This is a genomic window from Citrobacter sp. CK202 (assembly GCF_030333225.1).
GTDB lineage: Bacteria > Pseudomonadota > Gammaproteobacteria > Enterobacterales > Enterobacteriaceae > Citrobacter_B > Citrobacter_B koseri.
In genome coordinates, this window is record NZ_JAOWGI010000028.1 from 304925 (window position 1) to 319504 (window position 14580).

The 14580-nt window shown below is 53.7% G+C and carries 11 protein-coding genes and 1 other annotated feature; of the genes, 5 read left to right on the top strand and 6 right to left on the bottom strand.

From position 1 onward, the window contains the following. Positions 1–19: 19 nt before the first annotated feature. The 3 genes from tomB to acrA form a co-directional block, all read right to left on the bottom strand. Positions 20–394, bottom strand: a complete 375-nt coding sequence (tomB, locus tag OGX84_RS17550; protein ID WP_012133514.1) for an Hha toxicity modulator TomB — start codon at positions 392–394, stop codon at positions 20–22. A gap of 501 nt (positions 395–895) precedes the next feature. Continuing rightward, positions 896–4042, bottom strand: a complete 3147-nt coding sequence (gene acrB, locus OGX84_RS17555; RefSeq protein ID WP_012133513.1) for an efflux RND transporter permease AcrB — start codon at positions 4040–4042, stop codon at positions 896–898. Between the two features lie 22 nt (positions 4043–4064). After that, a complete protein-coding gene (acrA, locus tag OGX84_RS17560) occupies positions 4065–5258 on the bottom strand; it encodes a multidrug efflux RND transporter periplasmic adaptor subunit AcrA (protein ID WP_047458420.1) in 1194 nt (397 codons plus the stop codon). 141 nt (positions 5259–5399) lie between these two features. On the opposite strand from acrA, the gene acrR reads away from it, so the two are divergent. Together acrR and mscK are read left to right on the top strand one after the other, a co-directional pair. After that, entirely contained in the window at positions 5400–6053 is a 654-nt protein-coding gene (acrR, locus tag OGX84_RS17565) for a multidrug efflux transporter transcriptional repressor AcrR (RefSeq protein WP_012133511.1), read from the top strand. A gap of 119 nt (positions 6054–6172) precedes the next feature. Beyond that, a complete protein-coding gene (mscK, locus tag OGX84_RS17570; protein ID WP_275166749.1) occupies positions 6173–9535 on the top strand; it encodes a mechanosensitive channel MscK in 3363 nt (1120 codons plus the stop codon). Positions 9536–9571: 36 nt separating this feature from the next. On the opposite strand, the gene OGX84_RS17575 is transcribed toward mscK, so the two are convergent. The 3 genes from OGX84_RS17575 to priC form a co-directional block, all read right to left on the bottom strand. After that, positions 9572–10519 (bottom strand): Rpn family recombination-promoting nuclease/putative transposase, encoded by a 948-nt coding sequence (locus OGX84_RS17575; protein WP_286458237.1) that lies wholly within the window; start codon positions 10517–10519, stop codon positions 9572–9574. Between the two features lie 69 nt (positions 10520–10588). Then, a complete protein-coding gene (rsmS, locus tag OGX84_RS17580; protein ID WP_112002133.1) occupies positions 10589–10756 on the bottom strand; it encodes a pleiotropic regulatory protein RsmS in 168 nt (55 codons plus the stop codon). Between the two features lie 14 nt (positions 10757–10770). Continuing rightward, positions 10771–11298 carry a primosomal replication protein N'' gene (gene priC / locus OGX84_RS17585; RefSeq protein WP_024130585.1) on the bottom strand — a complete coding sequence of 176 codons (528 nt, stop codon included), beginning with the start codon at positions 11296–11298 and terminating at the stop codon, positions 10771–10773. A 69-nt stretch (positions 11299–11367) separates the two neighbouring features. On the opposite strand from priC, the gene OGX84_RS17590 reads away from it, so the two are divergent. From OGX84_RS17590 to dnaX, 3 genes are all read left to right on the top strand, one after another. Beyond that, positions 11368–11745, top strand: a complete 378-nt coding sequence (locus OGX84_RS17590) for a DUF454 family protein (protein ID WP_012133505.1) — start codon at positions 11368–11370, stop codon at positions 11743–11745. Between the two features lie 150 nt (positions 11746–11895). Continuing rightward, entirely contained in the window at positions 11896–12447 is a 552-nt protein-coding gene (apt, locus tag OGX84_RS17595) for an adenine phosphoribosyltransferase (protein ID WP_012133504.1), read from the top strand. 189 nt (positions 12448–12636) lie between these two features. Further along, positions 12637–14562 carry a DNA polymerase III subunit gamma/tau gene (gene dnaX / locus OGX84_RS17600; protein ID WP_115181894.1) on the top strand — a complete coding sequence of 642 codons (1926 nt, stop codon included), beginning with the start codon at positions 12637–12639 and terminating at the stop codon, positions 14560–14562. Further along, positions 13895–13959, top strand: a sequence feature (DnaX frameshifting element). It overlaps the preceding gene by 65 nt. Positions 14563–14580: the final 18 nt, after the last annotated feature.

Here is a 14580-nt window from a genome sequence, read left to right on the forward strand (position 1 = left end):
CCTATGATTGTAATAATTTTTAACATGACAAGCTAACAGGATTCGCCCTGGTGGCATTGACGAAGCAGCGAAACAGGCGGTTTCCTGATTTTCGCCATTTTTGCAGATCCTGCGCATTAATGCCGTAACTGCTGAACAACATAAAGGTGTCATCCAGATATTCATCTATCTGTGCAATCAGCTTATTGTCCTCATTATACTTAATTTTATAATTAAGTGCGAAGGTTGCAATATGCTCTATCAGTTCATTGAGCTGAAGATTGATTGCCGAAGTAGGGTCATTAACCCAACCGTGGTTGCTTTCTTCAAGGTTTGCAAGACAGTCATGATACAGGGTTTCACAGAGAAATTTAAGCTGTGCGATATCATGTCTTTTGGGTGAGTACTCATCCATAACGCATCCCCTTCTTAGTGGCTTGAACTAACCGAACACCTTTCGGGATGGATACAACTAACTGACCTGGAACTTGCGCTCTTCTCCTGATGTTTTAACTATAATCCACTCTAAAAAAGATTTCATCGTCCTATTACGAAAAATTACAATTAGGTAAAAGTATGTTGCCCCAACACAATTTTACATTTTAACCGTAAAAGACGATGCCTGAAATGAGGCGATCTTTTTATTGTTTTTGCAATCATTGAGTTATCGTCATTTGTGCTAACAACGATTGTTAAGAAGGCTGTTACACTCACGATATACCAGGAATAATCTTAATGATTTCTTAATTAACGGAAAAAATAAGAAATGACCAGACTCTCTAAGAATAGCCTTTAGCACGCTGGGGATTATATGTCTTATTTATTCTACGGTGAATAAACAAACTAACAATAAGCGCTTTTTATGATTTTTATCCAGAAAAAAGGCCGCTTGCGCGGCCTTTTCACAGGAGATGAATCAATGATGCTCTACCGAATGGCTGTGCTCAATGTCTTCGCTCTTGCGGCTAAAGCGGCGGCGTACCACCACAAAGAAGACCGGAACGAAGAAGATAGCCAGAACCGTTGCGGTGACCATCCCGCCCATTACACCGGTGCCCACAGCGTTCTGCGCGCCGGAACCTGCGCCAGAGCTGATAACCAGCGGCATAACACCGAGGATAAACGCCAGAGACGTCATCAGGATCGGGCGTAAACGCATACGTACCGCTTCCAGCGTTGCTTCTATCAGACCTTTGCCTTCTTTATCCATTAAGTCTTTGGCGAATTCGACGATAAGTATCGCGTTCTTCGCCGACAACCCAATGGTTGTGAGCAGGCCCACCTGGAAGTAAACGTCGTTGGTCAGGCCACGGAAGGTTGCCGCCAGCAGCGCGCCGATAACCCCGAGCGGCACCACCAGCATAACGGAGAACGGAATAGACCAGCTCTCATACAGCGCCGCCAGACACAGGAAGACCACGATCAGTGAAATGGCGTACAGGGCAGGCGCCTGGTTGCCGGACAGTCGTTCCTGATAAGACATCCCGGTCCAGTCATAGCCGATGCCGGATGGCAGTTTGCTTGCCAGCTCTTCCATCATCGCCATTGCTTCACCGGTACTCTTACCTGGTGCCGCCTGGCCGAGGATTTCCATTGAAGGCAGACCGTTATAGCGTTCCAGACGCGGTGAACCGTATTCCCAGCGCGAGGAGGAGAAGGCCGAGAACGGCACCATCTGACCATCGCTACCGCGCACATACCAGTTTCCGATATCTTCCGGCAACATACGGTATTTCGCTTCAGACATGACGTAAACTTTCTTCACACGACCACGGTCGATGAAGTCGTTCACATAGCTGCCGCCCCATGCTGCGCCCAGCGTCGTGTTAATATCGCTAATGGAAACACCCAGCGCCTGCGCTTTTTCCTGATCGATATCGACCTTGAACTGCGGCGTATCTTCCAGACCGTTCGGACGAACGCCGACCAGCAGATCCGGGTGTTTTGCCACTTCGCCAAACAGCTGGTTACGCGCCTGCGTCAGTTTTTCATGGCCGAGGCCGCCCTGGTCAATCAACTGGAAGTCGAAGCCCGTTGCCGTACCCAGTTCGACAATCGCTGGCAGGTTAAAGGCGAACACCATCGCATCTTTAATCTGGGAGAATGCGCCCATCGCGCGACCGGTGATCGCATCGACTTTATTCTCATCCCCCGGACGGTCGGCCCAGTCTTTCAACGAGACGAACGCGATACCGGTGTTCTGACCACGACCAGCAAAACCAAAGCCGTTAACCGCAAAGACGGATTCAACGTTATCTTTCTCTTTGGTGAGATAATAGTCGGTCATCTCATCGAGAACTTTCTGCGTACGCTCCTGGGTTGCGCCCGCTGGCAACTGCGCCATGCTCAGGAAGACCCCCTGGTCCTCGTCCGGCAAGAAGGAGCTTGGCAGACGAACGAACAGGTAAGCCATGCCGACAACGATGATCAGATAGAGCAGCAGATAACGACCGGTGCTGCGCAGGATGTTGCCTACGCTGTCGGTGTAGTGGTGCGTGCTCTTCTCGAACATGTTGTTGAACCAGCCAAAGAAACCTTTGGTTGACCCGTGGCTGCCTTTGGCAACCGGCTTAAGCATGGTGGCGCACAGGGCTGGCGTCAGGATCAGTGCCACCAGCACTGACAGCGCCATTGCGGACACAATGGTGATGGAGAACTGACGATAAATAGCCCCTGTAGACCCGCCGAAGAAGGCCATCGGGATAAATACCGCTGACAGCACCATCGCGATACCCACCAGCGCGCCCTGAATCTGGCCCATTGATTTTCGCGTGGCTTCTTTCGGCGGCAATCCTTCTTCGGACATTACACGCTCAACGTTCTCTACCACCACGATGGCGTCATCCACCAACAGGCCGATGGCGAGCACCATCCCGAACATTGTTAGCGTGTTTATCGAGAAACCGAACGCCGAAAGCACGGCGAATGTCCCTAACAGCACCACCGGCACCGCGATTGTCGGAATCAACGTCGCGCGGAAGTTTTGCAGGAACAGGTACATGACCAGGAACACGAGGATGATGGCTTCTACCAGCGTTTTCACCACTTCGTGAATGGAGATCGTCACGAACGGGGTGGTGTCATACGGGTAAACGATCTTCATCCCTGACGGGAAGAACGGTTCCATCTTCTTCAGTTCTGCACGGATGGCGTTTGCGGTATCCAGCGCGTTCGCACCGGTCGCCAGCTTGATCCCCAGACCAGACGCAGGCTGTCCGTTGAACTTCGCAATGATGTCGTAGTTCTCACCGCCCAGTTCAATTCTTGCTACATCGCGCAGGCGAACCTGGGAGCCGTCCTGGTTCACTTTCAGCAGAATTTTACCGAACTCTTCCGTAGAGGTCAGACGCGTTTGTGCGATGATGGAGGCGTTCAGTTGCTGGCCTTTCACCGGCGGCGTACCGCCAAGCTGACCGGCCGCAACCTGGGCGTTCTGCGCTTTGATCGCGTTAATCACATCCACTGGCGTGAGCTGGAAGTTGTTCAGCTTCGTTGGGTCCATCCAGATACGCATCGCGTACTGTGAACCAAACAGCTGCACGTCACCCACACCTGACGTACGGCTGATGGCGTCTTTCATGTTCGCCGCAACGTAGTCAGAGATATCCTCTTGGGTCATGGTGCCGTCGGTGTTAATGACGCCCACAACCATCAGGAAGCTGCTGGATGATTTCTCAACGCTCACACCCTGCTGTTGAACCTCCTGAGGAAGCAGCGGCATGGCCAGTTGCAGTTTGTTCTGCACCTGAACCTGCGCGATATCTGCATCCGTACCGGATTCGAAGGTCAGGGTGATCTGCACGGTACCCGTGGAGTCACTGTTTGAGGACATGTACATCAGGTTATCGATACCGTTCATGTTCTGTTCGATAACCTGCGTCACCGTGTCCTGCACGGTTTTCGCATCAGCGCCAGGGTAAGTCGCGGAGATCGTCACTGCGGGCGGCGCAATCGTTGGATATTGCGCTACCGGCAGTTTGAGGATCGCGAGGCCCCCTGCCAACATGATGATAATGGCGATCACCCACGCAAATATAGGGCGATCGATAAAGAAATTAGGCATGTCTTAACGGCTCCTGTTTAAGTTAAGACTTAGACTGTTCAGACGGGTTAGCGCTTGCGGCTTGCTGTTCATTATCCGCGGTGACTTCCTGCGCTTTAACCTGCGCGCCAGGACGCACTTTTTGCAGCCCGGTAACAATCACGCGATCGCCCGATTTGAGTCCATCAGTGACTAACCACTTATCGCCAATCGCCTGGTTTGCGACGATCTGACGGGTTTCCACTTTGTCATCGGCGCCGACAACCAACGCACTGGCATCACCGCGTGGCGTACGGGTAACGCCCTGCTGGGGAACCAGCAATGCATCAGGATTGGTGCCTTCTTCCAGACGTGCGCGAACAAACATACCAGGCAGTAAGGTATGGTCCGGGTTAGGGAAGATTGCGCGTAACGTAATAGAACCGGTGGTTTGGTCGACGGTGACGTCAGAAAACTCAAGCGTACCGGATTGCGGATAGGTAATGCCGTCGCTGGTGACCAGCTCGACTTTCGCTTTGCCGTTCTCTTGCTTCAGTTTGCCGCTCGCCAGCTCCTGTTTCAGGCGCAGGAAGTCGTTGCTTGACTGCGTTACATCCACATAGATCGGGTCGAGTTGCTGTACTGTCGCGAGGGCGGTAGCCTGGCCGTTTTGTACCAGTGCGCCTTCCGTTACGGATGATTTACCGATACGGCCGTTAATCGGGGAGGTCACTTTGGTATACGCCAGATTAATGCGTGCGGTTTCAACGGCCGCTTTTGCCGCCACAACAGACGCATTCGCCTGTTGCGCATCTGCCAGCGCGCTATCGTAGTCTTGTTGGCTGATGTATTTCGTACCCAACAGTTTCTGATAACGTTTAACCGTTAACTGAGCGATATTTGCAGCCGCCTGCGCTTTAGCGAGATCGCCTTTGGCGCTTTCGTAAGCCGCCTGGTAAGTCGCAGGATCAATCTGATAGAGAGACACACCCGCTTCAATGTCGCCGCCTTCCGTAAAGTTACGTTTCAGGATAATTCCGCTTACCTGAGGACGAACTTCCGCAATACGGTATGCATTGGTGCGACCCGGGAGTTCAGTAGTGATCTGTAGAGGTTCAGTTTTGAGCGTCACAACCCCAACTTCTGGCATCTGCTGACCACCTTGTTGGGCCTGTTTGTCGTCACATCCTGTTAGCGCTAAGCTGCCTGAGAGCATCAGAACGACCGCCAGAGGCGTAAACCCTCTGTTTTTGTTCATATGTAAACCTCGAGTGTCCGATTTCAAATTGATCAATGGTCAAAAGTCCACAAACCCATTGCTGCGTTTATATTATCGTCGTGCTATGGTACATACATCCACAAATGTATGTAAATCTAACGCCTGTAAATTCACCGACATATGGCACGAAAAACCAAACAACAAGCACAGGAAACTCGGCAACACATCCTGGATGTAGCTCTGCGTTTGTTCTCGCGACAAGGGGTATCATCCACTTCGCTCGCGGAGATTGCAAAAGCCGCTGGCGTCACACGCGGTGCAATCTATTGGCACTTCAAAAACAAGTCGGATTTATTCAGTGAAATCTGGGAGCTATCAGAATCCAATATTGGTGAGCTTGAGATTGAGTATCAGGCAAAATTCCCCGACGATCCACTATCAGTATTAAGAGAAATTTTAGTCCATCTTCTTGAAGCAACCGTGACGGAAGAGCGCCGACGTTTATTGATGGAAATTATATTCCACAAATGCGAATTCGTGGGTGAAATGGCGGTAGTGCAACAGGCGCAGCGAAGCATCTGCGTGGAAAGCTATGATCGCATTGAACAAACGCTAACACATTGTATTAAAGCAAAAATGCTCCCGGGAAACCTGATGACGCGCCGTGCGGCAATATTAATGCGCGGCTATATTTCCGGCATCATGGAAAACTGGCTCTTTGCGCCGCAATCCTTTGATCTGAAAAAAGAAGCGCGAGATTACGTCGCCATCTTGTTGGAAATGTATCTGCTTTGCCCGACGCTGAGAGCGGCGCCTGCCCTCGAAAGCCCCTGATATCATTCCAGGAATTATCCTGGACATTTTCCGTTCCGCTATTCTGTCCGTCACCGCCGTGATATTCTTGCGGCTTGACTATTTCCGGTCATTCTTCCGGTTCAGAAACCTTCACTCCCATGACTATGTTGCAGCTCTATAAACGTTCATCGCATCTTGTTTTTATCTCAATCATTTTCTTTGTGTTATTGCTGTGCGGTCAGTCGTTGGCGTTTGCCCGTGCGCAAACGAATGGCGATCTGCCGTCGAAAGCAGACGTGCAAAGCCAGCTGGATGCGCTGGGTAAACAGAAAGACCTCTCGGCGCTGGATAAACTGGTCCAGCAGGATCTCATCGATACGCTCGCCACGCTTGATAAAATCGATCGGGTAAAAGAGGAGACCACGCAATTACGTCAGAAAGTCGCGCAGGCGCCGGAAAAAATGCGTCAGGCGACGGACGCGCTGAATGCCCTCAGCGATGTGGATAATGACGACGAAACGCGAAAAACGTTGAGCACGCTTTCGCTGCGCCAGCTGGAACTTCGGGTTGCGCAGGTGCTGGACGATTTGCAGAACTCGCAAAACGATCTGGCGACTTACAATAGTCAGCTGGTTTCGCTCCAGACGCAGCCTGAGCGTGTACAAAACGCGATGTATACCGCGTCGCAGCAAATGCAGCAAATCCGTAATCGACTGGACGGCACCAGTGTCGGGGATGGCGCATTGCGCCCGAGTCAACAGGCTCTGCTACAGGCGCAACAGGCGTTGCTTAACGCGCAAATCGATCAGCAGCGCAAAAGTCTGGAAGGCAATACGGTTTTGCAGGATACCCTGCAAAAGCAACGCGATTACGTCACGGCGAACACCAATCGACTGGAACACCAGCTCCAGCTTTTGCAGGAAGCGGTCAACAGCAAACGTCTGACGCTAACCGAGAAGACGGCGCAGGAGGCGATCTCGCCGGATGAAACGGCGCGTATTCAGGCTAACCCTCTTGTGAAGCAGGAGCTGGATGTCAATCATCAACTGAGCCAGCGCCTGATCACGGCAACCGAAAACGGCAACGCGCTCATGCAGCAGAACATCAAAGTCAAAAACTGGCTTGATCGCGCGCTGCAATCAGAGCGCAATATCAAAGAGCAGATTGCGGTGCTGAGAGGCAGTTTGCTGTTGTCGCGTATCTTGTATCAGCAGCAGCAAACGCTGCCGTCGGCAGATGAACTTGTCGATATGACCAACCGGATTGCGGATTTGCGTCTGGAGCAGTTTGAAGTTAACCAGCAGCGTGACGCTTTGTTCCAGAACGACGCCTTTGTGGCCAAACTGGAAGAAGGGCACACTGACGAGGTTAATGACGAAGTGCATGATGCGCTGCTGCAAGTGGTTGATATGCGCAGGGAATTGCTGGATCAGTTGAATAAGCAACTGGGCAATCAGCTGATGATGGCCATTAACCTGCAAATCAATCAACAGCAGCTGATGAGCGTCTCGAAAAACCTTAAAGAGATCCTGACTCAGCAAATCTTTTGGGTTAACAGTAACCGCCCGATGGACTGGGACTGGATTAAAGCCTTCCCGCAAACGCTGAAAGATCAGTTCAGGTCGATGAAAATTACGGTGAACTGGGAAAAGGCCTGGCCTGCGGTATTCATCGCATTCCTCGCGGGGCTGCCTTTGCTGCTGATCGCCGGGGTGATTCGCTGGCGACTGAAATGGCTTAAAGCGTACCAGGAGAAGCTGGCGGCCGCGGTGGGCTCATTGCGTAACGACAGCCAGCTCAATACGCCGAAAGCGATTTTCATCGATCTGATTCGCGCCTTGCCGGTTTGTCTGATAATCCTTGCGGTGGGGCTGATCCTCCTCACCATGCAGTTGAATATTAGCGACCTGTTATGGGCGTTCAGTAAAAAGCTGGCGTTGTTCTGGCTGGTATTCGGTCTGTGCTGGAAGGTGCTGGAAAAAGAGGGCGTTGCCATTCGGCACTTCGGCATGCCGGCGAAATTGACCAGCCACTGGCGCCGTCAGATTGTGCGCATCAGTCTGGCGCTACTGCCGCTGCATTTCTGGTCGGTGGTCGCTGAACTTTCTCCGCTGCATCTGATGGACGATGTGCTGGGGCAGGTGGTGATTTTCCTCAACCTTCTGCTTATTACTTTGCTGGTGTGGCCAATGTGCCGCGATAGCTGGCGTGATAAGGAGTCGCATGGTTTACGTCTGATCACGATTACCGTGCTTTCAATCATTCCCGTTGCGTTGATGGTGTTGACCGCGACGGGCTATTTCTATACCACGCTACGCCTGTCCGGGCGCTGGATTGAAACCGTCTATCTGGTGATTATCTGGAACCTGCTGTATCAGACCGTGTTACGCGGCCTGAGCGTCGCGGCGCGTCGTATTGCCTGGCGCCGTGCGCTGGCGCGTCGTCAGAATCTGGTGAAAGAGGGGGCGGAAGGCGCGGAGCCGCAGGAAGAACCGACCATTGCGCTGGAACAGGTTAACCAGCAAACGCTGCGCATCACCATGCTGCTGATGATTGCCCTGTTCGGGGTGATGTTCTGGGCGATTTGGTCCGATCTGATCACCGTGTTCAGCTATCTCGACAGCATCACGCTCTGGCACTACAACGGCACGGAAGCGGGCGCTGCGGTGGTTAAAAACGTTACGATGGGCAGCCTGCTGTTTGCCATTATTGTGTCAATGGTGGCCTGGGCGCTGATCCGTAACTTACCTGGCCTGCTGGAAGTTCTGGTACTTTCCAGACTGAAAATGCGCCAGGGGGCTTCGTATGCGATCACCACGATCCTCAACTACATCATCATTGCCGTTGGCGCGATGACGGTATTCGGATCGCTTGGCGTATCGTGGGACAAACTACAGTGGCTGGCGGCGGCGTTATCGGTTGGTCTTGGTTTCGGCTTGCAGGAGATTTTCGGTAACTTCGTCTCTGGCATTATTATCCTGTTTGAACGCCCGGTACGCATTGGCGATACGGTGACTATCGGCACCTTCTCCGGGACGGTCAGCAAGATCCGTATTCGTGCGACCACCATTACCGACTTCGATCGTAAAGAGGTGATCATTCCGAACAAAGCCTTCGTGACCGAACGATTGATCAACTGGTCGCTGTCCGACACCACCACCCGGCTGGTGATCCGCCTTGGCGTCGCCTATGGCTCGGATCTGGACAAAGTGAAAAAAGTGCTGTTGCAGGCGGCGACGGAGCACCCGAAAGTGATGCGTGAGCCAGAACCTGCGGTGTTCTTTACCACGTTTGGCGCCAGTACGCTCGATCATGAACTGCGTCTGTACGTGCGTGAACTGCGCGATCGCAGCCATACGGTGGATGAGCTGAACCGGACCATCGATCGTTTGTGTCGTGAAAATAACATCGACATCGCTTTTAACCAGCTTGAAGTGCATCTGCGCAATGAGAAAGATGACGAAGTGACGGAAGTTAAACGCGAAATCAAAGGCGACGATCCGACGCCGTCGGTGGGCTAAGTTCTGTTCAGGGCGGCCAGGCCGCCCTGAGTGCCTCTAATGGGAGAGCGCAGACAGCTCTTCTGGCGAGAGTCCGGTTAGGTGGGTGATCAGATCGGGGGCCAGACCGCTGTCGAGCATTTTGAGAGCGATGCTGCGCGCTTCGGCCTGACGACCTTCTTCTAAGCCCTTTTGCCGTCCTTGCTGCATTCCCTGTTGCATTCCTTTTTGCAGTCCGTCTGCTCTGCCTTTCTCTTCCAGCCATTCGGCAATGCTCATCAGTTGCTCCTTATACTGGGGGGCGCTGCTGGCCAGTTTGCGGATCAACGCGCCGGGGTCCGTGGTATTCCCAACCTGCAACATATAGTGTATCAGCACGCTGATTTGGCTGCGGGTCAGGTGTTCCTGCGTTAATAGCGTGATTAATTGATCCTGTAATTCGGCCAGATCGCGTCGGCGTATATGCTTTTGCAGTAGCTCCAGCATCGCCATTCGCCGATGCCGTATGACCTGATTATCCGGCATTACGGTCAGGTCTACCAGCGCAAATTCATTGCTGTAAAGGCTATTGGCAAGCGCGGGCTCACAAAACATATTCTGCCAGTTCAGGCTGTAGGGCCACGGGCTAATTGACCCGTGGTAGAACAGTAAGGGAACCACTAACGGCAGCGTGTCGTGCCCGGCATCAAGATGCCGCTGCATGGCGGCGATGGCATAACGCATCAGGCGAAACGCCATGAATTTATCGGGTTTGCTTTGATGCTCAATCAGCGCATAAACGTAGCCTGGTCCATGCGTAGTTTGCAGGGAATAGAGGATGTCTGAATAGCTGGCCCGTAAATTGTCTTCGACAAAACTTCCTGACTCCAGCGTCAGGGAATCCAGATTGCAGATGCGAAGAAAAGTGTCAGGTAAATGGATCTGTAAAAAATCCTGCGCGATCGCTTTTTGCGTCAGCAGTTGCCGAAATACCGCATCATGCGGCGTGGTTGAAAGTCGTTCCATGAACTGTCCGTCGTCATTGTGTCCCGACGCAGACTCTGACATTGACGGTGAGGACGCACCAGCTCCCTTTTAATCGCTTTGCGAGGCGTCTTCCGCGTTTTTTAGTTTGTTTTCATAATCACGCTTCACAATTTCCAGCGCGCGTAGCACGGTTTGCGCGGGCAGCTGATTCTTTTCAAGCAGGACGATCAGATCGACGGCCAGTTTGACGTCGTCCGGGGCATTCTCAAGCGACATATTTTCTCCAGTGGTTAACGGGTCAGGCGCGCCAGTACGCGCTCTATTTTTTCCAGCGCATGACGACAGCGCGCCAGACGGCCTTCAAACGCCTCGATTTCCCGGTGCAGCGCCTGCTGCTCGGTGAAGCCGGTGACCTGCGCCAGACGGGCTTTACGCTCCTCGGTCATTTCCAGCAGACGACGCTCAAACTCCTGATGTTTTACGCGTTTACGTTGCCAGCGCGCCAGCCCCGGGGAGGCGCTGTCCCACTCCCTGAGCGACCAGGTCGCGGTTTCTCGTGTTATCGCCTCAATCTGTGAAACCAGGCGTTCCGCCAGCCAGGCAATCTGCGGCAGCGTCTGTTGTTCAACCGCATGGCGCAACGCGTCAAGGTTGGTTCCGGCTTCATCCAGATACGCCTTCAATAGCGTGCTGCGGGTGCGAAAAAGATGCCTGTCAAAGCGTGCGCTGAGCGTCGCATGCTGTGCCAGCGGCGCGCTCTGCTGGCGCAGACTGGCGAGCTGGCTTTCCAGCCTGTGTAACAGCATGGCGGTTTTCAATGTAACACTCCGATGAAAATGATAACTGTTATGCTACAGTAGCAGCCTTGTGTGCTACGTACTGTCATTATGAAACGTACTATTTTAATCATCATTGGCTGGCTGGCGGTAGTGTTAGGGACGCTGGGCGTCGTGTTGCCGCTATTGCCCACTACACCGTTTATTTTACTGGCGGCCTGGTGTTTTGCCCGTTCGTCGCCGCGCTTTCATGACTGGCTGCTTTACCGCTCCTGGTTTGGCGGCTATTTGCGTCACTGGCAAAAGCATCGCGCGATGCCGCCGGGGGCGAAACCACGCGCTATTGCATTGATATTGATTACATTCGGTATCTCGCTTTGGCTGGTGCATATGATGTGGGTACGAATACTGCTGCTGGCGATCCTGGCCTGCCTGTTGATTTTTATGTGGCGGATACCGGTGATTGATGAAAAGCAACAAAAGCACTGAAGCGCAATAATCGCTGTTGCAATTGTCTTACGCAGCCAGTAAATTCGACCGTTTTCGAGCACAGGCGCAGACGGTTAAAGGTTAAACAATCGTTACTTTGACCCCCTTAATTCGCGCCGTGAGTAACACCGTAATAGCAGGCATATATCCATGACCGCGACTGCACAGCAGCTTGAGTTTCTCAAAAATAGCATTAAAAGCATTCACGATTACCCGAAACCGGGCATTCTTTTCCGTGATGTCACCAGCTTGCTGGAAGACCCGAAAGCCTATGCGCTCAGCATTGAATTGCTGGTTGAACGATACAAAAATGCAGGCATCACCAAAGTTGTCGGCACCGAAGCGCGTGGCTTCCTGTTTGGCGCGCCGGTCGCGCTGGGCCTGGGCGTCGGGTTTGTTCCGGTGCGTAAACCGCGCAAATTGCCGCGTGAAACGATCGCTGAAAGCTATGAGCTGGAGTACGGCACCGATCAGCTGGAAATCCACGTTGATGCCATCAAACCGGGCGATAAAGTGCTGGTGGTGGATGATCTCCTGGCGACTGGCGGCACGATCGAAGCGACTGTGAAGCTGATCCGTCGCCTGGGTGGGGAAGTGACCGATGCCGCTTTCATCATCAATCTGTTCGATCTGGGTGGTGAGCAGCGTCTGGCAAAACAGGGGATTACCTGTTATAGCCTGGTTCCCTTCCCGGGGCACTGATTCAGGCTATCTTATTCGCCACTCTGGTTCCGGCCAGCGCTCGACAAAACGCATTTGCGTTTTGAACGCCGCTTGCGGCGGCTCAAAAGGGTGAGCGTCGCGAATAAAGCCTCACAACCTCGCTGTATTTGCGAGGTTGTGTTAGCATTCCCCCCATGAATCCACCTTCCAGCGTTTCAGAGCCAGCCAATGAGTTATCAGGTCTTAGCCCGAAAATGGCGCCCACAAACCTTTGCTGACGTCGTCGGCCAGGAACATGTGCTGACCGCACTGGCGAACGGCTTGTCGTTAGGGCGTATTCATCACGCATATCTTTTTTCCGGCACCCGTGGCGTCGGTAAAACCTCCATCGCCCGTCTGCTGGCGAAGGGACTGAACTGTGAAACCGGCATCACCGCCACGCCGTGCGGCGTATGTGACAACTGCCGGGAAATCGAGCAGGGGCGTTTTGTCGATCTGATTGAGATCGACGCCGCGTCGCGCACCAAAGTGGAAGATACCCGCGACCTGCTGGATAACGTCCAGTACGCACCCGCGCGCGGCCGCTTTAAGGTCTATCTGATCGACGAAGTGCATATGCTCTCGCGGCACAGCTTCAACGCGTTGCTTAAAACGCTCGAAGAACCGCCCGCGCACGTCAAATTCCTGCTGGCGACCACCGATCCGCAGAAGCTGCCGGTGACGATTTTGTCGCGCTGCCTGCAATTCCATCTCAAGGCGCTGGATGTCGAACAAATTCGCCATCAGCTTGAGCATATCCTTAACGAAGAACATATCGCGCATGAGCCGCGCGCGCTGCAACTGCTCTCCCGCGCAGCGGATGGCAGCCTGCGCGATGCGCTAAGCCTGACCGACCAGGCGATCGCCAGCGGTGACGGGCAGGTCTCCACCCTGGCGGTGAGCGCGATGCTCGGCACGCTGGATGATGACCAGGCGCTTTCGCTGGTCGAGGCGGTGGTTGCCGCCAATGGCGAGCGCGTGATGTCGCTGGTGAATGATGCCGCCGCGCGCGGTATTGAGTGGGAAGCGCTGCTGGTCGAAATGCTGGGGCTGTTGCACCGCATTGCGATGGTGCAGCTGTCGCCTGCCGCGCTGGGTAACGATATGGCGGCGATTGAGCAGCGCATGCGTGAACTGGCGCGAACTGTGCCGCCAGCGGACATACAGCTTTATTACCAGACGCTGTTGATTGGCCGCAAAGAGCTGCCTTACGCGCCGGACAGACGGATGGGCGTTGAAATGACGCTATTACGCGCGCTGGCATTCCACCCACGTATGCCGCTGCCGGAACCGGAAAGACCGCAGCAATCTTTTGCGCCGGTCGCGCCAACGGCGGTGATGACGCCGACGCAGGTGCCTTCGCAACAATTCGCTCCGGTACGCCAGGAGGTGCCGTTGCCAGATGCCACCAGCCAGGTGCTGGCGGCGCGCAACCAGCTTCAGCGTGCTCAGGGAGCAACCAAAACAAAAAAGAGTGAACCGGCAGCCGCTTCCCGCGCGCGGCCGGTAAATAACGCTGCGCTGGAAAGATTAGCCTCTGTCTCTGAACGCGTTCAGGCGCGTCCGGCGCCGTCTGCGCTGGAACAGACGCCGACGAAGAAAGAAGCCTACCGCTGGAAGGCGACCAATCCGGTGGTGGAAGTAAAAGAGGTTGTGGCCACGCCGAAAGCGCTGAAAAAGGCGCTGGAGCATGAAAAAACACCGGAACTGGCGACCAAACTGGCCACGGAAGCGACTGAACGCGATCCGTGGGCGGCACAAATTAGCCAGCTCTCCCTGCCGAAGCTGGTGGAACAGGTGGCGTTAAACGCCTGGAAAGAGGAGAACGGCAATACCATTTGCCTGCATCTGCGCTCCACGCAGCGACACCTTAACTCCACTGGCGCGCAGCAAAAGCTGGCGGAAGCATTGAGCGCCCTGACGGGAACGACGGTTGAACTGACCATCGTTGAAGATGATAATCCGGCGGTGCGAACGCCGCTGGAGTGGCGTCAGGCGATTTATGAAGAGAAACTTGCGCAGGCGCGTGAGTCGATTATCGCGGATAACAACATTCAGACGCTGCGTCGATTCTTTGACGCGGATCTGGATGAAGAGAGTATTCGCCCCATTTGATCGTAAGCCCGGCTTGCG